Annotated in this window: 20 protein-coding genes; 8 read left to right on the forward strand and 12 right to left on the reverse strand. The window is 50.9% G+C overall.

Translation table 11 applies throughout. The features are described from left to right. Window positions 1-2: 2 nt before the first annotated feature. The 5 genes from ACO0LC_RS17710 to ACO0LC_RS17730 all read right to left on the reverse strand — a co-directional run bounded on the left by ACO0LC_RS17710 (window position 3) and on the right by ACO0LC_RS17730 (window position 9,207). Window positions 3-2,729 carry a pectinesterase family protein gene (locus tag ACO0LC_RS17710; protein ID WP_423005436.1) on the reverse strand — a complete coding sequence of 909 codons (2,727 nt, stop codon included), beginning with the start codon at window positions 2,727-2,729 and terminating at the stop codon, window positions 3-5. Then, window positions 2,729-3,544, reverse strand: a complete 816-nt coding sequence (locus ACO0LC_RS17715) for a rhamnogalacturonan acetylesterase (RefSeq protein WP_423005438.1) — start codon at window positions 3,542-3,544, stop codon at window positions 2,729-2,731. Before ACO0LC_RS17715 ends, ACO0LC_RS17710 begins: the two co-directional genes overlap by 1 nt. 64 nt (window positions 3,545-3,608) lie before the next feature. Next, entirely contained in the window at window positions 3,609-5,495 is a 1,887-nt protein-coding gene (locus ACO0LC_RS17720) for a glycosyl hydrolase family 28 protein (RefSeq protein ID WP_423005738.1), read from the reverse strand. Between the two features lie 83 nt (window positions 5,496-5,578). Continuing rightward, entirely contained in the window at window positions 5,579-8,272 is a 2,694-nt protein-coding gene (locus ACO0LC_RS17725) for a TonB-dependent receptor plug domain-containing protein (protein ID WP_423005440.1), read from the reverse strand. 233 nt (window positions 8,273-8,505) lie between these two features. Beyond that, window positions 8,506-9,207 (reverse strand): FadR/GntR family transcriptional regulator, encoded by a 702-nt coding sequence (locus ACO0LC_RS17730; RefSeq protein ID WP_423005442.1) that lies wholly within the window; start codon window positions 9,205-9,207, stop codon window positions 8,506-8,508. 399 nt (window positions 9,208-9,606) lie between these two features. Between ACO0LC_RS17730 and garD the strand changes: the two genes are divergently transcribed. Beyond that, window positions 9,607-11,172, forward strand: a complete 1,566-nt coding sequence (gene garD, locus ACO0LC_RS17735; protein WP_423005444.1) for a galactarate dehydratase — start codon at window positions 9,607-9,609, stop codon at window positions 11,170-11,172. Between the two features lie 79 nt (window positions 11,173-11,251). Further along, on the forward strand, window positions 11,252-12,073 hold the full coding sequence (locus tag ACO0LC_RS17740; protein WP_423005446.1) for an NAD-dependent epimerase/dehydratase family protein: 822 nt from the start codon (window positions 11,252-11,254) through the stop codon (window positions 12,071-12,073). Window positions 12,074-12,109: 36 nt separating this feature from the next. On the opposite strand, the gene ACO0LC_RS17745 is transcribed toward ACO0LC_RS17740, so the two are convergent. The 4 genes from ACO0LC_RS17745 to ACO0LC_RS17760 form a co-directional block, all read right to left on the reverse strand. Beyond that, on the reverse strand, window positions 12,110-13,144 hold the full coding sequence (locus tag ACO0LC_RS17745; RefSeq protein ID WP_423005448.1) for a bifunctional nicotinamide-nucleotide adenylyltransferase/Nudix hydroxylase: 1,035 nt from the start codon (window positions 13,142-13,144) through the stop codon (window positions 12,110-12,112). Window positions 13,145-13,177: 33 nt separating this feature from the next. Continuing rightward, on the reverse strand, window positions 13,178-14,881 hold the full coding sequence (locus ACO0LC_RS17750; protein WP_423005450.1) for an NAD+ synthase: 1,704 nt from the start codon (window positions 14,879-14,881) through the stop codon (window positions 13,178-13,180). 26 nt (window positions 14,882-14,907) lie between these two features. Next, entirely contained in the window at window positions 14,908-16,098 is a 1,191-nt protein-coding gene (pncB, locus tag ACO0LC_RS17755; protein ID WP_423005452.1) for a nicotinate phosphoribosyltransferase, read from the reverse strand. Between the two features lie 173 nt (window positions 16,099-16,271). Next, a complete protein-coding gene (locus tag ACO0LC_RS17760) occupies window positions 16,272-17,135 on the reverse strand; it encodes a cysteine hydrolase (RefSeq protein WP_423005454.1) in 864 nt (287 codons plus the stop codon). 437 nt (window positions 17,136-17,572) lie between these two features. Here ACO0LC_RS17760 and ACO0LC_RS17765 point away from each other — a divergent pair, with 437 nt between their 5' ends. The 6 genes from ACO0LC_RS17765 (at window position 17,573) to ACO0LC_RS17790 (ending at window position 21,481) form a co-directional block, all read left to right on the forward strand. Further along, window positions 17,573-18,133: an RNA 2'-phosphotransferase gene (locus ACO0LC_RS17765; protein ID WP_423005456.1), complete on the forward strand. Its 561-nt coding sequence runs from the start codon at window positions 17,573-17,575 to the stop codon at window positions 18,131-18,133. Then, window positions 18,123-18,665 (forward strand): protein-tyrosine phosphatase family protein, encoded by a 543-nt coding sequence (locus ACO0LC_RS17770; protein WP_423005458.1) that lies wholly within the window; start codon window positions 18,123-18,125, stop codon window positions 18,663-18,665. The genes ACO0LC_RS17765 and ACO0LC_RS17770 overlap by 11 nt, the downstream gene beginning before the upstream one ends. After that, entirely contained in the window at window positions 18,662-19,216 is a 555-nt protein-coding gene (locus ACO0LC_RS17775) for an NADAR family protein (RefSeq protein WP_423005460.1), read from the forward strand. The genes ACO0LC_RS17770 and ACO0LC_RS17775 overlap by 4 nt, the downstream gene beginning before the upstream one ends. A gap of 2 nt (window positions 19,217-19,218) precedes the next feature. Further along, window positions 19,219-19,812: a DUF4291 domain-containing protein gene (locus tag ACO0LC_RS17780; RefSeq protein ID WP_423005462.1), complete on the forward strand. Its 594-nt coding sequence runs from the start codon at window positions 19,219-19,221 to the stop codon at window positions 19,810-19,812. A gap of 153 nt (window positions 19,813-19,965) precedes the next feature. Further along, window positions 19,966-20,847 (forward strand): CmcJ/NvfI family oxidoreductase, encoded by an 882-nt coding sequence (locus ACO0LC_RS17785; protein WP_423005464.1) that lies wholly within the window; start codon window positions 19,966-19,968, stop codon window positions 20,845-20,847. A gap of 13 nt (window positions 20,848-20,860) precedes the next feature. Next, a complete protein-coding gene (locus tag ACO0LC_RS17790) occupies window positions 20,861-21,481 on the forward strand; it encodes a 2-hydroxychromene-2-carboxylate isomerase (RefSeq protein ID WP_423005466.1) in 621 nt (206 codons plus the stop codon). A gap of 9 nt (window positions 21,482-21,490) precedes the next feature. On the opposite strand, the gene ACO0LC_RS17795 is transcribed toward ACO0LC_RS17790, so the two are convergent. The 3 genes from ACO0LC_RS17795 to ACO0LC_RS17805 are packed head-to-tail and all read right to left on the reverse strand — an operon-like array spanning window position 21,491 to window position 24,729. Then, window positions 21,491-22,423, reverse strand: coding sequence for a LysR substrate-binding domain-containing protein (locus tag ACO0LC_RS17795; RefSeq protein WP_423005468.1), 933 nt, complete (start codon window positions 22,421-22,423; stop codon window positions 21,491-21,493). 60 nt (window positions 22,424-22,483) lie between these two features. Further along, window positions 22,484-23,881 (reverse strand): MFS transporter, encoded by a 1,398-nt coding sequence (locus ACO0LC_RS17800; RefSeq protein WP_423005470.1) that lies wholly within the window; start codon window positions 23,879-23,881, stop codon window positions 22,484-22,486. Further along, entirely contained in the window at window positions 23,878-24,729 is an 852-nt protein-coding gene (locus ACO0LC_RS17805; protein ID WP_423005472.1) for an alpha/beta fold hydrolase, read from the reverse strand. Before ACO0LC_RS17805 ends, ACO0LC_RS17800 begins: the two co-directional genes overlap by 4 nt. Window positions 24,730-24,765 lie beyond the last annotated feature (36 nt).

A 24,765-nucleotide genomic window follows, 5' to 3' on the forward strand; every position in this document is an offset into this window, starting at 1 on the left:
GGTCACTCTTCAGTATTATTAAATTCGGCCAGAAAGATGCGTACGGGTGAAAAAGGCCCGTCATATCCCATCTGTTTTATAGGATCGATTTTTGCAGCCAGCAAATTCACCCAGTAATCATCACTGGTAAATTGCACAGGGCGGTAAGGTAAAGTGCCCTTCTTGTTCCAGTCTGACCAGGGCTGTTTTTTATTGATATGTGCACCGATGACAGAATTCATGACGACCATCTTGCCCACCGTTTCCAGCGTCTGCTGCCTGATGGTGCCTGTCGGTGAATTGAAGACGTCCACCTCACCGAGCTGGCAGTCATATCCAGCAATTGGTACAGGCGCATACGGTGTGCAGCGCTCGTTATGGAACCACTGACGGGCCAGGCTGAATTTACCTGCGAGAGCATTGCTGCTGCCGTCATGGGTGAAGCGGCAATGATCAAACACAAAACCATAGCGCGACTTTACATTGGTGTTGGGGGCAGCGACATAAGAAGAATTGCGGTCACCCAGGGATTTGATTTCAGTTTCAGAAAAGTAGGCGGTGGCATCGCCAAAAATAAAATCCACATCTCCTTCTATGTAGGAACGCTGGAAAAACTGCCTGGCAGTCTGGCCATCCTTGCCTGATTTCATATACAGGGTATCTTGAAAGCCCAGCATACGCACACCATCAAAATGCGTCTTGTCTGCACCATCCAGCATGACGGCCAGCGCCTGGTGATGCACCATCTGGCTGCGCGCATAAATACCGTTTTCATCAGGACAATTACCCGGCTGACAATCTGCGCGGGCATTGCCCTGGTCCTTGTTATAGGAATTTTCTATCGTCAGATTTTTTGCTTGGAAGCCGGGGCTCTTGACCCACAATACGGCAGTACCAAAAGTACCTAGTGCAGGCCGGTCTTTGATACTGTTGTACATGGCGGCGATGTTACTGTGTACACCTGCAAACTGTGCAGAAAATTGCGTGCTGTAAGTACTGCCTGTCGTTGCCGCATCGAGCCTGGCACTGATGCGCGTCTTAGCGGCATCACTGCCATACAAGGTGATGGGAATAGTCGTATCAGGCACATACACCAGTTCACGGTAAGTACCAGGTTTGATGTAGATGTGAATACGCTGCTTACCTGCTTTCGGCTTTTCAATATCGCCAACAGCCTGATTAACTGCGGCCTGCACTTGCCTGAATACCCTGACGCCATCTGGTGTGGCGTTGGCATCAACGACATAGTCAGGTAGCAGTTGCGGGTCGGCTGCAATGGGGGCAGACAGCGGGTCCCAGGGCGCAAGCTGCTCCTTGCCCGGCAAGCCTGCATATTTCAAGACTTCGCTATAGGAAAAATTCTTGGCAGCCTGCGCATCAAGTTGCGGACGCTTGCTATTATCAGTTGCACTACCTGGTTCTGGATACGCAGCAAATGCTTTTTCGCACTGTCCAGGATTGGCAGCCACTGCATTGAAGACTACTTTATCACGACCTTCCAGTTGCACATGTTCAAACTGACTGCTGCTCTTATCTGCTACGCTGACATCCTTCATCTTAAGTGCAATGACATGTTCTGCATCATAGCCTTGCAGGATGATCTTGCCTGGTGTTAAAGACTGTACATGCTCAAGACTGATATTGCGGTATTGTGGCACCAGATTACCCGTGGCAGTTTTGCCATAATGGGTATCAAAGTCTATCGGTGCCTTGACATTGCGTATGCAGACATTGCGGTAGCTGATGTTTTGCACCACGCCACCACGCGAGACATCGCTCTTGATACGCAAGCCTGAAGTCGTACCATCCATACTGAGGTTTTCGACCAGCACATTGCTGATACCACCATTGGTTTCACTGCCTATAGACATGCCATGGCCGGAATAAAAATGATTATTGCTGATGGTGATATTTTCACTAGGGCCGTTGTTACCCGCCTTGATGGCGACATTGTCGTCACCTGTACGGATATAACTATTGGCAATCGTGATATTGCGTGAAGAAATAGGATCTATGCCATCGGTATTCCTGGCATTGGCGGGCGTATCAATGCGCACGCCCCAGGCGGTAAAGCCATCAACCTGGTTCAGTGTGACATGAAAATTTGCTGAATTGCGCAAAGTGATATTGTGCAGGACAAAATCATTCGACTGCGTGACTTCTATGAGTCTGTGCACATTCTGGCGCTTGTTTTCTTTTTGCGCACGCCGGGCGATCTGCCACCAGCTTTCTTCCTTGCCGGCGATACGTTCGCTCCCCTGGCCATCAATCACACCCTCACCATAAATGCCGCTGCCTTTGGCACGCTCAACGTTGATAAAGGGTCTGCAACCTTTTCCCTTGTCATCATTGATACCGCAAGTGCCCGTGCCGCGGTCATAGTCGAGGGGATGAGTAGATGCATATAAAGTCACACCGGCATCAAGCAATAAGGAAACGCCACTGCGCAATTGCAAAGCACCAGACAGAAAGGCGACCTTGCCATTACGGCTGCTCAGGCGCACTGCCTGTCCGGGGCGGCAGGTGTCTATTGCGGCTTGCAGGCTTTGTGTATCCGGCGCGCGGCCAGATACTGCATTTTGCTTGCCACTTTCCAGTTGTGCTGACAGCACACTACAGATTGCTGGTGTCTGAGGTTCGTTTACCAGACGGCTATCTTGTGCAAGCACTGAGTCGGCAAATAACAGACCTGATGAAGCCAGTGCAGCGACGACGACAGCTAATGCAGAAGATTTTTTTCGCTTGCTCATCATCTGTTCCCTGCATTCACATGTGCTTGCAAATTGGGCTCTACCAACAGCAATTCCTTGAGCACCATGGCAGAGAAATGTGCTGCACCTTTGCTGCCCAGGTGGGTACGGTCAAATGCAGATTTCGCAGCACCGGCTCTTTCAGTCTTTGCCAGGTCACCCGTCTCTGCTGGCAATGCCGCAGGTGGTGGCGGTGGTGCCATTGCCAGCGTATCGGCTTCAGCCTCGCCCATCGCCTGTACTGAGCTATAACTGATGGCATTCAAATCTATCATGGGTACATGTTTGTCGGCAGCCACTTTCATGCTGGCATTTGCCCATGGCCGCAAATCATTTTGCAATTGCGTACCCTTGAAGCTGCGTCTGGTCAAGGGCGTCACCAGCACGGCTTGCGCGCCGGCTGTTTGCACATCATTGACATAGCCTGCCATATTGACAGGAAATTCTGTCGCCAGATCGGTAGAGCGCCCTGGCTTGCCTGGCTGGTCATTGTGGCCGAACTGTATCAGTACCAGAGTCTGGCTGAACTGTGCATTGCTTGTCATGAGTTTTTGTACTACTTCCCACGAACCTTCGGCACGATAGCTGCCAGAGCTGCGGCCACCTTTGGCCAGGTTAAGGCAAGTCAGCTCAGGCTTGAAGCGCGCACACAAGGCATCACCATAGCCACTTTTTGTCGCCATGGTAGAGTCACCCACCAGGATGATGCGGACTGCCTTGCCAGACGGAGATTCAACTTGCTTAGGCTGGCTGCAAGAGCAGACCAGCATGACACTGATCGCAGTCAAGGCGACAGAGCGAAAATATGGTTCCATGGGATATTTTTGATCTTTGCTGTAAAACGGGGCCTGCAAGCAGACCCCTTGATTTTCCTCAAGTCTAGGCAGACAAGGTCTTGTTATGCACGGTATCGCCTATCCTGACATTCTTCAGCATCAAGCCCTTGACGTTATACAGATACAGCGGGTTGGCAGCATTGGCTGGCGTGCCCAGATCGCAATCCGTGATCGTGACATTAGTGACAGGAACAATATGCGGTGCCGGTTTAGCTGTGCCGTTATAGTCGCTTGCCACTGGTCCCAATATGACTATCGCCTGATAGCAAGAGAACTTGCCATCTTTAGTAGCTACATTGGCCACTTTGACATTCGAGATATGGATGTCGGACACCACCGGTGGGCGTGTGCGCACATTGTCATTGATGGGGTCGTAGCCACAATCTATGGTGATGATGCCACCAGCCGATGTCGCCACTGACTTGTTCGGGATGACGGAGCCTGGCAAGGTCGCATAAAACGCTGGTGTCGTGCGTATGCCATTGGGCACGGTGATATTGCGCATATGCAGATTACGCAAGAAGCCACCGCGGCTCATATTGGCTTTGAGCCTGATGGCGATATTCAAGGGATCAGTTTGCCAATGGCTGTTTTCAAACACCAGGTTTTGTGCAAATACATTTTGTATGCCGCCAGACATGATGCTGCCAAAAGTCATGGCACCATGGCCGCTATGCATCTTGCAATTCTGGATCACGATATTCTGTGATGGGCCATACTGTATATCCGGCCCCTTGCCAGAATCAACTGCGATACAATCATCACCGGTATCAAAAGTAGAGTCTTCTATCAAGACATGATCGCAGGATTCAGGATCAAAGCCATCGCTGTTGGGGCCTATGCTATTGGCATAAATATTCTTCACATGGACATTGCGGCAATTCACTGGATTATGCTGCCAGAACGGTGTGTTAGTGACTTGATAGCCCTGGAACAGCACATTCGTGCAACTGATGAATTGCACCATATGTGGCCGCAAGAAATGCCCCATGCCAAACACACGCTTGTCTGCTGGCACGCGAGCCTCGGCCAGCGCCCGCAGATAGTTTGAATCACACCGCCATTTATCGCCCTCGCCTTGTATGAAGCTGGCTTCTTGCACACTTAAATGCGGCGCAACTTCTGACAAGGACATGGGGTTGAGCGGATTCAAGGAAACCTCGGTCTCGCCTTTGACATGCTTCACATAGTCACCGCCATTACCAGCCGCAATATCGCCACTGGTATTTGGTTTTTCCCTACCCTTCCAGGACCACCAGCAATAAGGACTCTCCGGGAAATCAACACCAGCCTGGCCATCCAGGATGGCAGTCCAGTCTTCGCCCGTCAGGGCAATATTGTTTTGTCCAAAAGCATAGACCATGGACGAAAAATTCAGGCAATCATTGCCTTCCCAGCGCGTCATCGATAAATTGCCATTCTTGCCGCAATTGAATGTGCCGTATTTTGCATAGTCAGCCGGATTATTGCTGAAGTAGACATGGGCACCAGCCAGCAAGTGCACATTGACATTCGACAGCAAGACTATAGGTCCGGCGCAATACCAATTGCCAGCCGGGATAACGACCCGGCCACCACCTGCCTTATGGCAAGTTGCAATGGCTTCGGCAATCGCCGGATAGCAATCTTTGCTCCCCTTGGCCGGGGTAGACAGATTGGCTTTTTCAACGAAGGAAACCCAGGCCACCGCAGGCACGACCTGGCAAGTCTCTGCACCAAAACTGGTGATGACAAAATCTTCCTTACGGAACTGTAGAGGCTTGGCAAAGCGATTGATGATGTCCTGTGCCTGTTTCCAGGGATCCTGTTTGCCAGCAGCGGCAAAAGCGCTTGCTGTCATGCCACTACCCAGCAAGAGGCCGCTGGCAGATGCGGCCTGCAAGAAACTGCGGCGTTTCATATTCGCACACATACTTACACTCATATTCATACTCAAACTGTTTTTCAGATTGCTGTTTTGCATCATGGCTCCACGTCCCCCATGTACTGGCACCCACATGGGGGATTACTTTTTTAGAAGTTATAGGTCAGACGTGCATTGAAAGCGCGGCCTATAGGGCTGGCAGCACTGCTCAAGTAGCCAAATGTGTAGCCGCTGTGATTGGTCACTGGTGGTTTGGCATCCAGCAAATTGGTGATGCCGGCTGACAGGGTCAGGTTCTTGAAGCCACGATAACTGGCAGTCAGATTCCAGACCGAGTATGGCTCGATATCCCGGAAGTATTCCGCCGCGACCAGGTTTTGGTCGTGGTAACCAGTGTTATAGTTTTGCGTCAGTTGTGAAGTCCAGTTCCCCTGGGTCCAGGACATCGTCAGCGTATGTTTCCAGCGGAAAGTGATAATGGGGAAGCTGCTGGTAGTACCATTGCTGGCGACACCAAAGCGACCTATATTCGACACATAGGCGCTGTCTTTTTCCAGTTGATTATCGAATTGCGTCAAGTAGGTACCATTCAATTCAAACTTGAAATTACCCAGCGATGTCTTGGGAATGGCATAGGCCAGCATGACGTCGATACCTGAGGCTTTTTGGCCGCCCAGGTTCATCGTGATATTCTTGATATAAGCCAGCGAGCCATCAGGATTGCGCACGAACAGGTCAGCATACTTGGTCGGGTTCAGGAAATAAACTTGCTCGGGCAAATTGGCCAGCATGTCCTTCATTTCTATATGCCAGTAATCTGCCGAGACCGTCAGGTTTTGCACAGGTTCGGTGACGATGCCCAGAGTGAAACCGCGTGAAGTCTCGGGCACCAGGTCGGCATTGCTACCGGTCTGGCGTGGCAAGGCGACATTACATACGGCAGAAGCCACCAGACCGGGCAAGGCCTTGCCTGTGCCTGCCACACCTGGCGTGCCGCCCGGGCACTGTACCGGATCATCCCATTTTGCCGCGGTCGTGGTGTTCGCGCCCGGCACACGGTAACCATAGCGGTCAAACAAAGTCGGGGCACGGAAGCCGGTATTGGCCGAGCCGCGAAACATCAGCGACTTCATCGGTTGATAACGGAAACTGGCCTTGGGATTAATGGTATTGCCAAAATCACTGAAGTGATCGTCACGTACCGCCAGGTTGAAATTCAATTCCTTGGTCACCGGAATTTCCATTTCTGCATAGGCAGCAGCGACATTGCGTGCACCCTGTCCATGCGATGGCCCAGAAGCGGCATAAGTCACCAGCGATGTGATATCAGTCTTGGTATCTTCTGTGGTATCGCGATGGAAATCCGTGCCCAGTGCCAGTGTCAGCGGGCCGCCCGCGAGTTTGCTCAACTCGGTAGAGGCAGTGAAATCCACACCGGTGAAAGTGCTGATGGAATGACGGTTCAAAGCCCCATCAACACCTATGCTTTTCAAGTAAGCTTTGCCATTGGCATCTTGCAAGCCGAAAGGATTCAGTGTGCCATTGGCTATGCCCGCCAGCAAGCCAGGGCCGTTGACATAACCCGTATCATAATAATTATCGCGCTGGCTATTGCCATAGACAAAACCCAGCTTGTAATCCCAGTTGGCGACGCGGCCTTCATCATTGACGCTGATGCGCTGGTTGACTTGCACGTCTTTGGTGGTCGCCTCGGCGAGGTCGGCGACGCTCCAGGTCACCGTCAGTGGCTCGCCTTTCAAACCTGCAACGGCAGGCACGCCACCACTGCCACCGGGATACCATTTACTGGTAGCTGGCAACAAGGCAGTGACGCCATTGGCTGCCAGGCTGGTGGTCGGGTTTTTGGTGCCCAGTATGTATTCCTGGCCACGCATGTAATCGATGGTCAGCAAATGATCATCACTGAATTTCTTGCTGCCCTTGGCATAGAAAGTTACCTGCTCATTGCCATATAACGCTGTACCATAATAACTGGCATTCAGGATACAAGTGTTTTTCGCGCCTTGTATGCTGTAGGGCCCCTGGCATCCTGTTGCATAGTAGGGGTTGGCGGCGTTTTTATTGGTGGCCGTGGTGAAATTGGCTGGCATGGCATAGCCACCACTACCCAGTGCAGGTGCACGGCCTATGCTAGTCAATAATTCTGGCGTACTGAGTTCAGCCCTGTCTGATCCCAGCAAACGGCTGCGACGGTGCGCGTCTACCGTAGCATATAAATTCCAGCCATCTTTTTCCAGATCACCTACGCCCACTGTGGCACTCAATCTTTGTTCATCGCCACCACCAGTTTTTTGCGGCTTGACAAATTGCGCAGAAATGGAATTGCCAACTACCGTGCGCTTGGTGATAAAGTTGACGACACCGCCTATGGCATCAGAACCATAGATAGAAGATGCACCGTCACGCAGGATTTCTACCCTGGCTATCGCGCTCATGGGTATCACGTCCAGATTGGCATAACCGTCAGCAATTGCTTCATTGGCTAAGCGACGGCCATTGATCAATACCAGGGTGCGGTTAACGCCCAGGCCGCGCAAATTGATATTGGTACCGGAACCGGCATTGGAGGGTGCCAATGAGGCCGACTCTGGCAAGGACATCATCAAATCTGCCAGTGTAGTCATGCCGCGCTTTTCCAGCTCTTCGCTGCTCACCATGGTGACTGGCAGGGATGCTTCGCTGGCCAGTCGCTTGATGGATGAACCAGTGACCTCCACCCTTTGCGGTTCTTGCGCCTGCGCCTGATTGACCATGGTCAATACTGCCAGCGCGATGGATGACAATACAAACACTGGCCTTTGGAATTTCTTATCGTCTTTCATTATTCAGTCTCCTCCTGTTTTTCATGGAATTCTCGTGCCCATGCTTCTGTGAGCATGGGTCACTAGTTGGAGCACCTCGCGTACTCTGTGCCACTGCGACGAAGATGAGCGCACGAAGCCCCACCGGGGTCACAGCCGGTCAAGATAGAAATTCGATTTTCGGGCTTGTTGTCATGTCCCGAGGATACAGTCGCAAATGTTTTCTTTGCTTTTCGACTTATCCATTTACCCGCTTATCCGCGTGAGAAAGTCCTGGTCACTCTTTCAAGATGGGCGCGCATGGCCTTTCTTGCTGCAGCCGGATCATGGGAAGCAATTGCCTCCAGTATGTTGCGGTGATCCGTCAGTGTTTGCTGGCGTAATTCTTCAGTCTGGAAATGCTCCTTCAATTTATGCCACAAGCGGCCACGCTGGTTCCACAAATATTCCACCGTGCCCACCAGGGCACTATTTCCCGTGGCCCTGGCAATGGATAAATGAAAATTCCTGTCAGCATTTTCATTGCTGGAATAATTGGCATGATGCTTTTCCATTTCCAGTACTGCCTTCAAGATTTCATCTATCGCAGAATCGGTTGCCACCCTGGCGGCAATTGCTGCCACTTCAGCCTCAATCAAGCGCCGCGCTGACAAGACTTCAAACGGGCCTGGCCCGCTTTCTGGTACAGCCGCCTGTTCTTCTGGCTGCTCACTGACATACACACCAGAACCGCCTCGCACTTCAATCACGCCGCCCAGCTCCAGGGCAATCAGAGCCTCGCGCAAAGAGGCACGGCTTACACTGAGCTTGCTTGCCAGATCACGCTCGGACGGCAGGCGTTCTCCGGCAGCAATATTCTCTTCCGCGATCAAGGCTTGTATCCTGTCTGCTACCAGGCGGTACAACCTGGGCTCATGAGACGACACTTCGTTCTGCGCACTATTTTTTTTCATCATGGTGTTTGCTACTCATAGAAAAGCTTGATAAAAGCAATTCGGTCAGGCCATTCTAATGTGGTCAGACCAAATATGCAATGTGGACTAGCCAGATTTTTTATTTGGTGGCATACTCGCCACAAATGTTACCTGAGGGATTATAGCGGACTCTGTCTTCCCTCCTGTAAAAAAAGAGAAATCTGAGCGTAAAAATCAGAATTTTCATAGATAAAAGTGATTTTCACATGGCAATGCCGTGATGTAACAGTCTTAAAGCGGCTCTCCGTCCAAAGACTCATGTCAATTGAATTTTGGTAAGGCCAATTTTGTGAAAATCAGATTTTTCAACAAAAATAATTCAGCTGATGTGCCTGTCTTATACCCGGACAGCCACATGTAGCAGAGATGGGGGAAAAGAAAATGACGATATCCAGCAACAGTTGGCCGCTATATATACGCATGCATGACAATGACAACGTTGCCATTGTTGCCAATGATGGCGGCTTGCCAGCAGCCACAGTCTTTCCCTGTGGCCTGGCCTTGCTGGAGCATGTCCCGCAAGGGCACAAGCTGGCATTACAGGACATTGCTGAAGATGCAGCGATTACCCGCTACAACGTCACGATAGGTTACGCAGTCCGGGCTATCCCTCAGGGCAGCTGGGTGGAAGAATCCCTGATACGCATGCCCGCCGCTCGTGAGTTGCTGGACTTGCCCATCGCCACCGTATCGGCGCCCGACACCACGCCTCTGGAGGATTACACTTTCATGGGTTACAGGAATGCCAATGGCAGTGTCGGTACGCGCAATATCCTGGCGATCACCACGACGGTGCAATGTGTATCTGGCGTGGTTGAACATGCGGTGCAACGCATCAAGGAAGAACTCTTGCCCAAATACCCGCATGTTGATGATGTGCTTGGCCTGGAACACAGCTATGGTTGCGGCGTTGCCATCGATGCGCCGAATGCGAATATCCCCATACGCACCTTGCGCAATATCAGCCTGAACCCCAACTTTGGTGGTCAAGCTATGGTAGTCAGCCTGGGTTGTGAAAAACTGCAGCCGACACGCTTATTCCCCAAGGGCAGTATCCCGATTAAAAGCGGTGATGAAGGCAGTGGCGAACCTGCGCTGGTATGCCTGCAGGATCAGGCACATGTGGGCTTCAACTCCATGATCGCTTCCATCATGAGCACTGCTGAAAAGCAATTGGCAGAACTGGATAAACGCCGTCGTGTACCCTGCCCGGCATCCGCACTGGTGGTGGGCGTGCAATGCGGTGGCAGCGATGCTTTTTCAGGAGTAACCGCCAATCCGGCAGTCGGCTTTGCCACAGATTTATTGGTGCGTGCTGGTGCAACCGTGATGTTTTCTGAAGTGACCGAAGTACGCGATGGCATAGACCAACTAACCTCACGCGCCGCCAATGCAGAAGTGGCCGCCGCCATGATCAGGGAAATGGCCTGGTATGATGATTATCTGAAACGCGGTGGCGTAGACCGTAGCGCAAATACCACGCCGGGCAATAAAAAAGGTGGATTATCGAATATCGTGGAAAAAGCCATGGGTTCCATCGTCAAATCCGGCACTTCCACGATTTCTGGTGTCTTGTCGCCCGGAGACAAGCTCACGCAAAAAGGCTTGATCTACGCAGCCACACCTGCCAGCGATTTTGTCTGCGGTACTTTACAACTGGCAGCGGGTATGAACCTCCATGTCTTCACCACCGGGCGCGGTACACCCTATGGCCTGGCCGCAGTCCCCGTCATCAAGGTCGCCACCAGGAATGACCTGGCCAGACGCTGGCATGACCTGATGGATATCAATGCTGGCAAAATCGCCAGCGGCGAAGCCACAATTGCTGACGTGGGTTGGGAATTATTCCAGATGCTGCTGGATGTCGCCAGCGGCAAGGAAACCTGGGCCGAGCACTGGAAATTGCATAATGCCCTGGTCTTGTTTAATCCGGCACCGATTACCTGATGACCGAAGTCATACATTAAGCCAGACAATCAGTCAGGCAATATGCAGCCCAAGAATTCAATCGAAAAGAGAGAAGCCCATGAATAGCACTATCACAGAAAAACCTTTTAATCGTATCTTGCTGACCGGCGCTGCCGGTGGTCTGGGCAAGGTCTTGCGTGAACGCATCAAGGCATGGGCCAATATCGTTCGTCTCAGTGACATCGCCGACCTTGGAGCCGCAGGTGAAGGCGAAGAAATCGTGCAATGTGATCTGGCCGATAAAGCTGCCGTCCTGGCACTGATGGAGGGCGTGGATGTGGTGCTGCATTTTGGTGGTATTTCTACCGAAGCCAATTTTGAAGCCATCATGCATGCCAATATCCAGGGTACTTATAATATCTACGAAGCCGTGCACAAGCATAATGTGAAGCGCGTAATCTTTGCCAGCTCCAATCACGCAGTCGGCTACTACCGCACTACCGACTACATTGATGCCGACATGCCCACCCGCCCTGACGGCATGTATGGCATCAGCAAATGCTTTGGTGAATCACTGTCGCGTTATTACTATGACCGCTTTGGCATAGAGACGGTATGCATACGCATAGGCTCATCCTTCCCGGTGCCAACGACGCGCCGCATGATGGTGACTTATTTCAGCTATGACGATTTGTTTGAATTATTGCGCTGCTCGGTCTTTGCTCCGCGCGTAGGTCATACCATCAGTTTTGGGGTATCCGACAATCCGGGTAAATGGTGGGACAATAAAAAGGCAGCTCATCTGGGCTTTCAAGCCAAGGATAGCTCTACGGCTTTTGCCCATTTATTTCCTGACAGCGGTGAATATCCTGAGCAGGATGACATCACGACTATCTATCAGGGTGGGGGATTTTTACTGACCGGCCCGCAATACAAATAAAACAGAAGGGGCAGGTTCACGCCTGCCCACCTGGCTTTATTCACCCTCAGTCAAATTGAGGAATTGATCGAGGATATGGAAGTGATCATCGAAGAACATTTCTTCCATGCCTTCGAGTTTTTCTATGCTGACCCAGGCTGCCTGCGCTGCATCATCGGCAGCGCGTATGTCAGGCAAGTGCTCGGTCTGCAAGTCAAAGAAATGGGCGTGGGTAATCGTGCGGCCACGCAGGCTGCGGCCAGGGTGGTCAAACACTTTCACATCGACCAGTGAATGCTCAAGAGTCGATGCCAGCACGGCCAAATTGGTTTCTTCAAACAATTCACGTATCGCCCCCTGGAACAAGCGTTCATTTTGATCCAGGAAACCACCTGGCAAGGCCCACAAACCCTTACCTGGAAAACCACCGCGTTGCACCAGCAAGATATGGCCTGCTGCCTTGACCACGGCATCCAGGGTCACGAACATCGGTGCATAGGGTGCTGGCTTCCATGACTCATGATAGGCCAGCAATTGTGCATGTTCTTTCACCAGCACGGCATAGTGCGGCAAGATACCCCAGGCTTTCAGGTATTGCCGTATACTCAGCGGCAGGTAATGCGCGATCACATCGAGTGAGACACGCATGTCCTCGGCTTCAAACAATACCCGACGTATGACAGTGGCATCGATCGCCAGCAATTGCTCCGCCGCTACCAATTGCCACTGCGGGAAACGGTTCAGGTAATAACTGGAGGCATCCTTGAAATGACCTATCAGGGCTATTCGCTTTGCATAAGGAAAATGTCTTTCTACTTTGCCACGCACGGCGGTCGCCCAGCGTGCATCATCGTAGTAATCACGCACGGCGATATACGAAACCCGGTCACGGTCAGTCGGCGACAGAGTGGCATTGATCATGTCTGCCCGCTCTTGCCAGGTAAAAGGGTTCTTGGTACTGCGCGCATGGAAAGAAGAACCCAGTATGATGACCACTTCTTCGGCAGTTTCCAGTGCCAGTTGCAAGAGCGTGGCATGGCCATTATGAAAAGGTTGAAAGCGTCCTATCAGTACTGCAACGTCGATTTGCATGGATGACTTCATAAAATAATACTGTGATTAATCTTAATTGCTGTACTTTGCCGCAATCGGCATCTGCCGTCCACTACCAAATGCACGTGCGCGCACACGGATGATGGGTGGCGCCTGGCGACGCTTGTATTCATTACGCGCCACCATGCCTATGATGCAGCTCAGGCTTTTCTGACCAGCTTCTGTCTTTTGCAATTGTTCTACAAAAGCCTGTGCTTTAGTAAATTCATGTACAGGCAGACGCTTGCCTTCTATATGCCATTTCAGCATTTCATCGAGCTCATCATACGGTGGCAGGCTGTCGGTATCAAGCTGGTCTGGTGCCAGCTCGGCTGATGGCGGCTTGGTCAAGACATCTTGCGGGATAATTTCACGCCCGGCTATATTATTGACATGCTGCGACAAGGCATAGACTTCTGTCTTATACAAATCACCTATCAAACCCAGGCCACCATTGGTGTCACCATACAGGGTACAGTAACCCACCGATATTTCACTCTTGTTACCAGTCGTCAGCAAAAGTGCGCCAAAGGCATTAGAGTATTCCATGAGTATGGTGCCGCGTATGCGTGCCTGCAAATTCTCTTGCGTCAGGCCACGCAAGGGGGAGGCAAATGCCGTTTCAAAGCCTTTGGCATATTGCTCTACCAGACTCAGTATGGGATGCGTGTACAGTTTGACTTGCAGGTTGTCGCATAGCTTGGCCGAGTCGGAGACTGAACCTGTGCTTGAATACGCCGATGGCATAGTGATGGCTATAACATTTTCTGCACCCAGTGCCTGCACTGCCAGGGCAATCGTCAGTGCCGAATCTATACCGCCAGACGAACCAACCACCACTTGTTTGAAACCGCAACGGCGCGCATAGTCTTGCAGTCCCAGCACGATCTGGCGACGGGTGAATTCTGGCACGGATAAGCCTGTGCTATCCGGCTTGCTCAGTGCAGTACCATCTATTGCAGAGAACTGCGTATTTGCAAATCCCAGTAACTGAAAATCTTCTTCAAAGCGCGCCGCTTCAAACGTCACGCCATGATCAGGTGTGACCGCAAATGAAGCACCATCAAACACCAGTTGATCCTGGCCACCCACCTGGTTTACATACAGCAGGGGCAATTGATGATGGGCTGCGGCCTTGGCAAACATTGCATGTCTTTGCTGACGCTTGCCTATGTCCGATGGGCTGGCATTGATGCTGATGATCAAATCAACCTTGGCGGCAGTCAGGGCATTGAAGGGATTGACCTGATAATCATGTTCTTCATCATTCCAGCCATCTTCACACACCATGAAGCCCAGCTTGTGCCCGGCCACATCGAGTGTGCTGGCAACTTCCTTGCCGGGTTCAAAATGACGGCGCTCATCGAAGATGCCATAAGTGGGCAACAATTGCTTATAGTATTCAGCAACGATCTCGCCATTGCGTATCGCCAGCAAGGCATTATGCAAAGCCTTGCCCTGGCCCTTGTTTGGACGCACGGTCCCTATCACACTGACGAGATTGGGGTAATCCCTGGAAGCCTGCATGATATTGGCCAGGGCCTGTTCTGCCTTGGTCAGGAAAGCGCTGTCCTCGAGCAAATCGCCGGGGTAATAGCCACAGACACAGAGTTCGCTGAATACAGCGACATCGGCATTTTCCGCCGCAGCTTTTTGCATATGACTGATGATGGCGGCACAATTGCCAACAAAATCACCCACCATATAATTTAATTGCGCAACTGCCATTTTCAACATGATGAAAGTCCTGAGTTCAACTTGGTTTACATGAGCGGATGATTAAAAACCTGGCGCATATAGGCGAGAAAGGTTTCATCGGTACACAAGGTCTTGCCTGCAGAGTCAGATAATTTGGCAACTGGCTGGCCATTGCAAGACTTGAGTTTCATGACGATATTCAAAGCCTTGATGCCAGTGTCATTCGTCAGGTTGGTGCCTATGCCAAAGCCGGTCATGGTGCGGTCCGCAAAATGGCGGTACAGGCTGAAGGCCGTTTCCAGATCCAGTCCATCAGAAAACACCAGGCGTTTGGTATGGGTATCTATGCGCAGTTTGGCGTAATGTGCCAAAGCCTTCTCGCCCCAGATGACCGGGTCGCCAGAATCATGGCGCAAGCCATCAAACAGTTTGGCAAAGTAGAGGTCAAAGTCAGACAAGAAGGCATCCATGCCGACCACATCAGTCAAAGCAGTCCCCAGATCACCACGGTATTCCTGCACCCAGTCTTCTAGAGCCGCCTTTTGGAAATCACGCAGGCGCACACCAAAGGATTGATAAGACTGCAGATATTCATGGGCCATCGTCCCTATAGGCACCAGCTTGTGTTTCCTGGCCAGATAGACATTCGATGTCCCCTTGAAGAATTGTGGCACTTCACGCGCCAGTGTAGCAACCACTTCATCATGCCATTCACCAGAAAACCGCCTGCGCAAACCAAAGTCAAAGAATTCAAAAGGATGCGCTTTTGGTGCTTCTTTTCCAAACTCACGGATTTGCTCTATCTTGGTGGCCAGTCTGCGTCTGCCTTCATCCAGGGTATCTGCTGTTTGCAAGCGACGGAAATATAATTCATTGACGATATGCAGCACAAAAATTTCATAGCCCATGACATGCACTTGCGGCCCTGTTGCAACGATCTGCAAATGATCGCCATCGGTGCTGATCTTGATGAATTTACGCTGAAAATGAAAGACAGTTAAAAAGTCAGTGAAGTCGCTTTTTATAAAGCGCAATGAGCGCAGGTAATCGAGCTCATCTTCAGTAAAATTCAACGCGCATAAGTGATCGATTTCACGCTCTACATCAGCCTTCAATTCTGCCAGTGGATAAGCCGTGGTATTGCGGCAAACGAAAGCATATTCAGTCTGGGCATTCGGATGGCTATGTAGCAGGGCTTGCCACATGGTGAATTTGTATAAATCAGTTTCCAGCAAACTTTGAACTACGGGTTTCATATTTTTCTTTTCCAGTATCACTTAAAGACTGCTGCAAGATGAAGCATGACCAGCAAGTAGGGTGCGCCATGCGCACCATTGTTTGCCGTATCCACAAGCAAATCTCAACTCTCGTTTTTTGAAAAAGGGACGGTGCGCGCGGCGCACCCTACACATTTATCTTTTTGCAGCCTCTACACATTCGCCAACAACTCAGGCAAGACATCTGCCATCTTAGCAATCTGTACACCCCTGGCAGCCATATCGCGTACAAAGCGTTCAAACTGCGCATCAAAGCCAGTGACTGCACTCATGCAATCAGTCACCAATACCAGCTTATGTAAATCGGTCGCGGCAAGATTTTCTACCAGATGCTCAGTAGTCGCCTTGACGCAATGGCTGCCTGCTTCGCCAGTAATATACACACGGTCAGCCTTGCTCAGTTCTGTAATCAATTGCTGGTTCAATTGTGTATCCGGGTCACTGTCATCTGGCACTTCTGCTTTCACGGCTGAATAATGCTCAGTCCAGGGATTGGAACCCTTGTTGATCTTGTTGACCACGCCGAGCTGTTTTTCTTCCCAGGCATTATAGGCTGCACGCACATCGGCATGCACATTTTGCCCCCAGGAGCCAATTTCGCAATGGACCGGCCATATCATGAGTTGATAACGTCCCTCTGCTTCCAGCGCATCCAGATAAGCCAGGGCACGCGGCAAAGCCTCAGGCTGGCGCGGCAGATATTCACCAGCGCGTACCGCAGTAGCAGATATGCTGGTGAAAGGAGTGACTGTCGCGCCCTCCCCTGTCTTCCAGAAAGTAGGATGAGCGATATCATAGCGATGATGCGCATCCAGGGTGATGCTGATGCCACTGATGCCATCTGCACCTTTATTAATCAGCTCAGCCACGCGCAGCATATCAGCATGAGCACCAGGCACAGGCAGGGATGGCGACAATACCTCAGCAGTATGCACATCTCGCGCCAGATAAGCAGGCGGCAAATCACAGAAATCATTTTGCGGATCAATAATGAGGACTTGCAAATTACGTTTCATGATATTTCCTTTTCTTTTGAAGCTGATTCTATTCTAGGCTACTTAGTTATTTTTTGCAACTAAGTTAAAATATATTCTGTTTTTTCTGCTAGCGAGCCAGACAACATACGTTAAATTTAAAAATAAGTTATTTATTTTCAATAACTTAGCATAAATCCCTGGCTACTCCTTCACTCCGACTTCTTGGCTCGGCAATTACAATTCGTTGCAAATTCGAAGACTGATAGCCTGCTACTGCACCCATCACCCACTACATTTAATTTCCGCACTGATAACACAAGAGTTTTTGCGATTAATTTTCTCGTATCCTTGCAAGAAAACAACAAGATCATCATCTTAGTTAATTTTTGAAACTATCTTAGTTGATTTAAATAACTAACTTGGTTTATAGTGCAATTAATCCTGAAATACAGGTAACTCATAACAAGAAAAATAAAATGGAAATAACTCAATCTCAAAAAAACTTCAGCAAATTCCTCAGCTATGTATTGCGCCACCAACCTGATTCCATAGGCATTACACTGGATGAACAAGGCTGGACAGAAATAAATAACTTGATGAGCCAGGCGGCCAAGCATGGCAAGCGTTTCAAATTGGACGACTTGCATGAGGCAGTACGCACTTCTGACAAGCAGCGCTTCGCCATCAGTGAAGATGGTTTGAGTATCCGTGCCAATCAGGGGCATTCAGTCAAGGTCGATCTGGCCTTGCCGGTGACCGTGCCGCCTGATGTTTTGTATCATGGTACAGCCAGCCGTTTCATCGCATCCATCATGAAAGAAGGGCTACGCCCAGGCTCACGTCATCATGTGCATTTGTCGACTACCATAGCAACTGCACGTACTGTAGGTGCAAGGCATGGTGCACCAGTGATCTTACAAGTCATGGCGCAGCAAATGCATGCGGATGGCTTCCAGTTTTTTGTCTCAGCGAATGGCGTATGGCTATGTGACAATGTACCAGCTAAATATTTGATCAGGATGAGTGATGACAAGTAAACGACCACATCATAATACTTACTGGGTAAAGCCAGGACAGTTACTGGCGGGTGAATATCCTGGTGCTTTGGATGATGAAACTGCGGCTATCAAGCTGGAGCAATATCTTGACTGTGGTGTCGATTATTTCATCGACCTGACAGAACAAGATGAATTGCATCCCTATGCAGCTTTGCTGATGAAGCTGGCTGCTGAACGAGGTATGCAAGTCCAGCATCATCGCTTTGCCATACCAGATCGCAGCACTCCGTCTTCAACAAAGCTTATGCAGGATATCTTGCATTCATTGCGTGAAGCGCTGGCAAAGCAACATACAGTGTATGTGCATTGTTTTGGCGGTATAGGCCGCACCGGCACTGTCATAGGCTGCTACCTGACAGAACAGCATCAGGACTCAAAAGCAGGCTTGCAGGAACTGGCGCAATTATGGCAGCAAATGGAAAAGAAGCGCTACTGGCCTGAAACACCGCAAACCACAGAACAGCATGCCTGGATATTGGCCTGGCCTGTAGATAGTTTAGGAAAAACATGAATACGCTGGAAGAATTATTGCAGCATGTGAGCGAAGGAAAGCAGTTTGACTACCTGCATTTCTGGGGTCATAAACAACGCGGTTTACAGCCAGACAAGGCTTGCTTCAGTCAATGGTTTGTTGCGCCGTTTGAGATCGATGGCATCACCTACCCCACGGCTGAACATTATATGATGGCTGGCAAGGCCAGGCTATTTGATGACACTATCGTGCTTAAGGAAATACTGGTCACCAGCAATCCTGACATGGTGAAGCGCCTGGGCAGGAAGGTGAAAAATTATGATGAATCAGCATGGCTAGAACATCGCTACCAGATTGTGGTCAATGGCAATTATGCGAAGTTTTCACAAAACCAAAAACTAAAGCAATATCTGTTGAGTACCGCAGACAAGATCATAGTCGAAGCCAGCCCACTGGACAAAATCTGGGGCATAGGTCTGGCGCAAGATCATCCCGACAGCAATAAGCCGCTGCTCTGGCAGGGATTGAATCTGCTGGGCTTTGCGCTGATGGAAGTCAGGCGCAGACTATGCGCTGAACATAAATATTAAAAATGAAATTTGAAGCTTATAAAAAACAAATAGAGCAATGGCCAGACAATGGCAAGCACATCATGGCGCAATTTGATGAGGATGGCATTATCGTCTATCAGGCATATTCTGATGCCATCGCCGACTTTGCAGTTAAGCACCAATATTTTGGTGGAGCATTCAGCTATACGCGTATGAGCTGGATCAAGCCAAATTTTTTATGGATGATGTTTCGCTCTGGCTGGGCGCAAAAACCTGGGCAAGAACGTGTACTGGCTATACGCATCCGGCGCAGCTTTTTTGATGAAATTTTATCGCAGGCCATTCCATCATCTTTTGCAACCTCAGAATTTCTCACAAAAGACGCATGGAAGCAGGCGATAGAAACCTCAGACGTGCGTTTGCAATGGGACCCCGATCATGACCCTGCTGGCAACTGCGTTTCACGGCGTGCCTTGCAATTAGGCTTGCGTGGCGAAATGCTTGCCCGTTATGGAAAAGGAGAAATCCTTGAAATTATGGATGTCACACCGTTTGTATTACAGCAGTTTCCACATATAGATCGGCAAGAGCAATTGTTGACACCTAGCGAATCCATTTATCGTTCCTGTATTTAATACGCCAGACACATTTCACATGCACGCTGTGCATGCGAATCATGCAAAAATGTCGTTTGAATACCATCTCAGCATCCGTTTAAATACCCATAGACGACAGCCCTGCACTTACCATCCGGAAGCTTGGCTACGTCGTAATATGCCGGAGGTAATATGGATTTATTTACTGAGCGTCAGCGCGGATTCTCACTGGCAATCGCTATGCAGGGCAGCAGCTATGTGCTGGTTCCCATGAGCTATGTTTTACCTGGCCAGCAGCGACCTGTCAGCTATACCTTTGAACCACCGCCAGGCATACCCTGGGAAAACGCCACTTACGATTTGCGTGAAGTTGCGATACATGACGCACGCCAGGCTGAACAAGAACCCGCGCTGGAGCACGAGGGCTTTGAATTGTGGGATGCGCCTACGTCCGTCAAGAACTTCATGGATCATGAAGAAGTCAGGTCAGACTACTATCAGGAAGCGCGTGAACTGGCGCTGGCAGTCACGGGTGGCAGACAGGCCTACGTCTTTGATCATCTCGTCAGGCGACGTGAACCCAGGCAAACCACTTTATCCTTTGGCAAGCGTGCCGAGAATGGCCTGGCAGCAGCCAATGGTCGCATCCATAATGACTACACCGAGCAATCCGGACAAAAGCGTTTGGCTCTAGTGATCAGGAACATGGAAGTGATGGCACAGATACGGCGCTATTGCATCATCAACATCTGGCGCCCCACCCACAATACCGTGCTGGATACGCCACTGGCAGTGTGTGATGCGCGCACTGTCCGGCAATCGCATTTGCTGACTTGCGATGTCAAATATCCTCATCGCACAGGAGAAATTTATCTGTCCAGGTTTTCACCCAGGCATCGCTGGTCTTACTTCGCTGAAATGCAGCCGCATGAGGCACTGATTTTCAAGCAGTATGATAGCCAGTTCAGTGGTGTCTCGCGCTTTACGCCACATGCTGCATTTGATCATCCACATGCACCGGCTGATGCGCCGCCAAGAGAAAGTATAGAACTACGCTGCCTGGTGGTATTTTAAAAAGGAAATCAAGATGGATACTCCTATTACCACCATGCCTGTCATTGATTTTTGGTTTGAGTTTGGCAGCAATTACAGTTACCTGAGTGTCATGCGCATAGAGCAGGATGCGGCCAAGGCCGGCGTCAGGGTACGCTGGCAGCCGTTCTTGCTTGGCCCCATCTTCCAGGCTTTTGGGTGGAACACTTCACCTTTTGTATTACAAGAATCCAAGGGCGCATATGTCTGGCTGGATATGGAAAGACAATGCCGAAAATATGGCTTGCCCTGGAAAAAACCTGGCAATTTTCCGCGTTCCGCCATCTTGCCATTAAGAGTCGCGGTGTTGGCTGCAGAACAAAGCTGGATGGCAGAATATTGCCGTCGCATCATGCAAATGAATTTTGCACATGATCGCGATATTGATGACAAGGAAGTAGTGACTGCGGTGCTGAATGACATGGGCCTGCCAGCGGCAGAAGTTATCGCACAGGCGCTCAGTGATGAAAACAAAATGAAGCTGCGCACGCAAACTGAGCTGGCCATGAGCAAGGGCATATTTGGCGCACCGACTTTCTTTGTAGGAGAGCAGATGTTCTGGGGTAATGACAGGCTCGATGATGCACTGCGTTTTTGCAATGATCTATTGCAATGACTTATTGACTCATCCTGATGCCTGAGCCTTGGTCTTGCTGGCCTCGCTGAGTAACCAGTCTTTAACCTGCAGTGCATCCGCACTGAGCCCGGCATCCGAGACCAGCAGCCAGTAAGCAAAGCCATGTTCACCCTGGCGCTTGCCGGGTGTCAATGTCATCAGCCTGCCATCGGCGATGAAGTCCTGTATCAATTCTAGCCGCCCCAGTGCTATGCCCTGGCCAGCAACTGCTGCCTGTATCAGTTGATCATATTGATTGAAATGCAGGATGCCGCGCGCCCTGGCTGCCTGCATATCCTCTTTGCTAAGCCAGTCGTACCACGAGAGCCAGTCTTTTTTTGATTCTTCAAATTCCAGCAGCGGCCATTGCAATGCCAGCTTGCCGTTCTTTTTGTACTTCATGCCCAGCGATGGATGCGCTACGGGAACGATGGTTTCATCGAACAGGCGTATCGCATCTGCAGGTACGGACTGGGCGTTGGTATAACGTAGCGCCAAGTCTATGCCATCCTTATTCTGGTCTATGATTTTATTATTGGCTGAAATGCGCACATCAATAGATGGGAACAGTTTTTGAAATGCATTCAACCTGGGCAATAACCACAAACCCGTCAAGCCTATGCTGGCGCTGATGGTGACTGGCCTGACTGGTTTGGCCTGCGATTGCACAAGAATATCACCAGCGATATCCTGTAACTGCTGCAAGGCAGCGTCAGCGCTGCGGAACAGGCGTTCACCTTCTGCGGTGAAAGCAATACTGCGATAGCCGCGTACCAGCAAGGCTATGCCTAGCTGCTGTTCCAGTGCCTGTATCTGGCGACTGACCGCAGACTGACTCAGGCACAGTTCATCCGCCGCCAGTGTGATGCTCATGTGGCGGCCTACTGCAACAAAGCCCCTGAGCTGGTCAAGAAAGGCCAGTCTGGAAAGTGGTAATGACATTCCCATCGTGCATGTCAGTAGTGAATTAAATAGCGACTTTATTGCAGTATGGTCTTAAGATCAAGCTGCTGTTGCCACCTTGATGCGACCTTCCTGAATCGACAAGGGCTGCGTCCGAATGAACAGACTCAATAATGCAGTCAATACGCCACCAGCGATCAGGAAGAGATAGACATAGCGGAATTGCTGCAGATTCTGCACCTGTCCACCCAGTATGGTCACGGTGAAAGCCACGCCCAGGGCAGAGCCAAACTGGCGTACTGCCTGGTTGACCGCACTCCCCACACCAAAGCGTTTTGCAGGCAGGCGCGCAACGGCTGCGCCTGAAAGCGATGGCAACACCAGGCCTACCCCTATGCCACTGAGCAGCATGCCGGGTAGCCATACTGTAAGATAATCAGCAGTCGGGCTGGTGTTCAGGTAAAACCATAAGCCGCTCAAGGCATAGATCAAACCACCTGCCACCAGCAAGGGTTTGTGCCCATAGCGTGCGACGTAACGGCCTGAGATAATCGCTACCGGCATGACCATCAAAGGCCCCGGAGTAATGCCAAATCCCGCCTTGGTCAGGCCGTAATGCCAGATCGCGGTCATGAACAAAAAGAAGCTTAGGAACATGGCAGTAAACGCTGCACCAAATACCAGGGTGGCAGCATTCACAAAGCGATAATTCCTGTCCTCGAACAAGCTCAAATCGACTGCCGCATGTGGCTTGCCTTTGGCCCAAAAGATAAAGACAAGAAGTATTGCCACACCAGCGCTGATGGTGGCAAGAGTCGCGGGTGCCAGCCAACCCCAGCTATCGGACTGGACTATGCCCAGTATCAGCAAGCCACTGCCTGCGATCAGCAAGAATACGCCTGGCCAGTCAAAGCGGTGACCGGTTTCCAGGTTGCGCGATTCTGACAGGCTTAGCGCGGCTCTGATCATGGCGACAATACCTATGGGGACATTGATCAAAAATGCCCATTGCCAGTTGATGCTCTCGATAATGAGCGCACCCACGCTAGGCCCAACCGCCGCCGCCAGTGCAGCAACCGCGCCCCACAGGCTGACGGCGATGGCACGCTTCTCGATAGGAAAAGCCTGCAATACCAGTGCCAGTGAAGTCGGTGTCAGCAAGGCGGCACCAATAGCTTGCAAGACACGGAAGAAGATCAACATGCCCGTACTGCCAGCCACGCCGCACAAACCGGATGCCAGGGTAAATATACCCACGCCGAGTATAAACAGGCGCTTGCGCCCCAATAAATCTGCCAGCCGACCGGCAGGCACCAGCAACGCGGCATATACGATGGTGTAAGCATTGAGCACCCAGGACAACTCACTGGGTCGAACATCCGGGAAGGCATGGCGCAGCGCGGGGAAGACGGCGAAGCCTATGGTGGCATCGAGCGATACCAAAAATACGGCAACGCTGGCCAGGGCGAAAGTAGGCCAGGGGCTGAGGTTTTTCATGATTTTTCTCCGGCATCTTCGGTGTCTTGAACTTTTCCAACAATCGCAGCGACGATGTTTTTAATAATGAAGCTCACTGCCGCTGCATAAATCTCTGGCGTGCGCAAGATGCGTCTGTGTCCAGTTCCAGCGCAAGCCACCAGGCTGGCTTGCGGCCAGGCAGCAGCCAGTGCCTGGCTTTCGGAATAGGGCATTTCTTTATCTTCAGGATCATGCATGATCAGGGCCGGGTGGCGCATGCCGTGCTGCAGTTGAGACAGATCCATGGAAGACAGCGGTGCGCCTATGCTGCTTGCCAGCATCTCTTCCAGCTGTATTGTCGCTGCCTCATCCAGGCCACCTGCCCTGGCGGCGTGCTGGAATACCCGTGTCAACGAAGCCGGACCGCACAGATGGACACTGGCCTTGACTTGCACACCTTGCGCAAAGGCATACAGGCTGGCGGCTGAACCTACGGAATGGGAGATAGTGGCTGTCAGCGGCCCGATATGCTGGGCAAGCGCAACGACGGCCTTGCCATAATCAAGCACATTGCTCGTTTCACCTGGCGATGCACCGTGAGCCGGTGCATCCAGCGCAGTCACGCCAAAACCGGCTTGCAGCAAAGGGGCGACAAAGCCAGCCATATGGCTGGCCCGGCTTTCCCAACCATGCAGGAGCAAGACTTGCGGCCCCTGCCCCCAGGTCCAGGCACGCAATTTCAGACCGGCATAAGGAATACTGACTGGTCGCGCTTTTATCAATGCCTTTTTATCATCCTCAGTTTCTTGCTGCCTTTGCGGCTGGGTAAATGCCTGCAGGATCATGTTCATGATGGGATCAATGACTTCTTTGCCTGGTGTATTCATGCTGCCCTCCAAATTAGATGACGATTATAATCCAAT

It is taken from the genome of Undibacterium sp. JH2W (genome assembly GCF_049340425.1).
Taxonomy (GTDB): Bacteria; Pseudomonadota; Gammaproteobacteria; order Burkholderiales; family Burkholderiaceae_D; genus Undibacterium.

What these genes read in the sequence shown, in the direction of transcription:
- ACO0LC_RS17765 (WP_423005456.1), top strand. Translation starts at nt 17,573, where the DNA reads ATGGAAATAACTCAATCTCAAAAAAACTTCAGCAAATTCCTCAGCTAT.
- ACO0LC_RS17745 (WP_423005448.1), bottom strand. Translation starts at nt 13,144, where the DNA reads ATGCAAATCGACGTTGCAGTACTGATAGGACGCTTTCAACCTTTTCAT.
- ACO0LC_RS17730 (WP_423005442.1), bottom strand. Translation starts at nt 9,207, where the DNA reads ATGATGAAAAAAAATAGTGCGCAGAACGAAGTGTCGTCTCATGAGCCC.
- ACO0LC_RS17740 (WP_423005446.1), top strand. Translation starts at nt 11,252, where the DNA reads ATGAATAGCACTATCACAGAAAAACCTTTTAATCGTATCTTGCTGACC.
- ACO0LC_RS17750 (WP_423005450.1), bottom strand. Translation starts at nt 14,881, where the DNA reads ATGTTGAAAATGGCAGTTGCGCAATTAAATTATATGGTGGGTGATTTT.
- ACO0LC_RS17710 (WP_423005436.1), bottom strand. Translation starts at nt 2,729, where the DNA reads ATGAGCAAGCGAAAAAAATCTTCTGCATTAGCTGTCGTCGTCGCTGCA.
- ACO0LC_RS17720 (WP_423005738.1), bottom strand. Translation starts at nt 5,495, where the DNA reads ATGAATATGAGTGTAAGTATGTGTGCGAATATGAAACGCCGCAGTTTC.
- pncB (WP_423005452.1), bottom strand. Translation starts at nt 16,098, where the DNA reads ATGAAACCCGTAGTTCAAAGTTTGCTGGAAACTGATTTATACAAATTC.
- garD (WP_423005444.1), top strand. Translation starts at nt 9,607, where the DNA reads ATGACGATATCCAGCAACAGTTGGCCGCTATATATACGCATGCATGAC.
- ACO0LC_RS17725 (WP_423005440.1), bottom strand. Translation starts at nt 8,272, where the DNA reads ATGAAAGACGATAAGAAATTCCAAAGGCCAGTGTTTGTATTGTCATCC.
- ACO0LC_RS17790 (WP_423005466.1), top strand. Translation starts at nt 20,861, where the DNA reads ATGGATACTCCTATTACCACCATGCCTGTCATTGATTTTTGGTTTGAG.
- ACO0LC_RS17770 (WP_423005458.1), top strand. Translation starts at nt 18,123, where the DNA reads ATGACAAGTAAACGACCACATCATAATACTTACTGGGTAAAGCCAGGA.
- ACO0LC_RS17795 (WP_423005468.1), bottom strand. Translation starts at nt 22,423, where the DNA reads ATGTCATTACCACTTTCCAGACTGGCCTTTCTTGACCAGCTCAGGGGC.
- ACO0LC_RS17780 (WP_423005462.1), top strand. Translation starts at nt 19,219, where the DNA reads ATGAAATTTGAAGCTTATAAAAAACAAATAGAGCAATGGCCAGACAAT.
- ACO0LC_RS17805 (WP_423005472.1), bottom strand. Translation starts at nt 24,729, where the DNA reads ATGAATACACCAGGCAAAGAAGTCATTGATCCCATCATGAACATGATC.
- ACO0LC_RS17785 (WP_423005464.1), top strand. Translation starts at nt 19,966, where the DNA reads ATGGATTTATTTACTGAGCGTCAGCGCGGATTCTCACTGGCAATCGCT.
- ACO0LC_RS17800 (WP_423005470.1), bottom strand. Translation starts at nt 23,881, where the DNA reads ATGAAAAACCTCAGCCCCTGGCCTACTTTCGCCCTGGCCAGCGTTGCC.
- ACO0LC_RS17760 (WP_423005454.1), bottom strand. Translation starts at nt 17,135, where the DNA reads ATGAAACGTAATTTGCAAGTCCTCATTATTGATCCGCAAAATGATTTC.
- ACO0LC_RS17715 (WP_423005438.1), bottom strand. Translation starts at nt 3,544, where the DNA reads ATGGAACCATATTTTCGCTCTGTCGCCTTGACTGCGATCAGTGTCATG.
- ACO0LC_RS17775 (WP_423005460.1), top strand. Translation starts at nt 18,662, where the DNA reads ATGAATACGCTGGAAGAATTATTGCAGCATGTGAGCGAAGGAAAGCAG.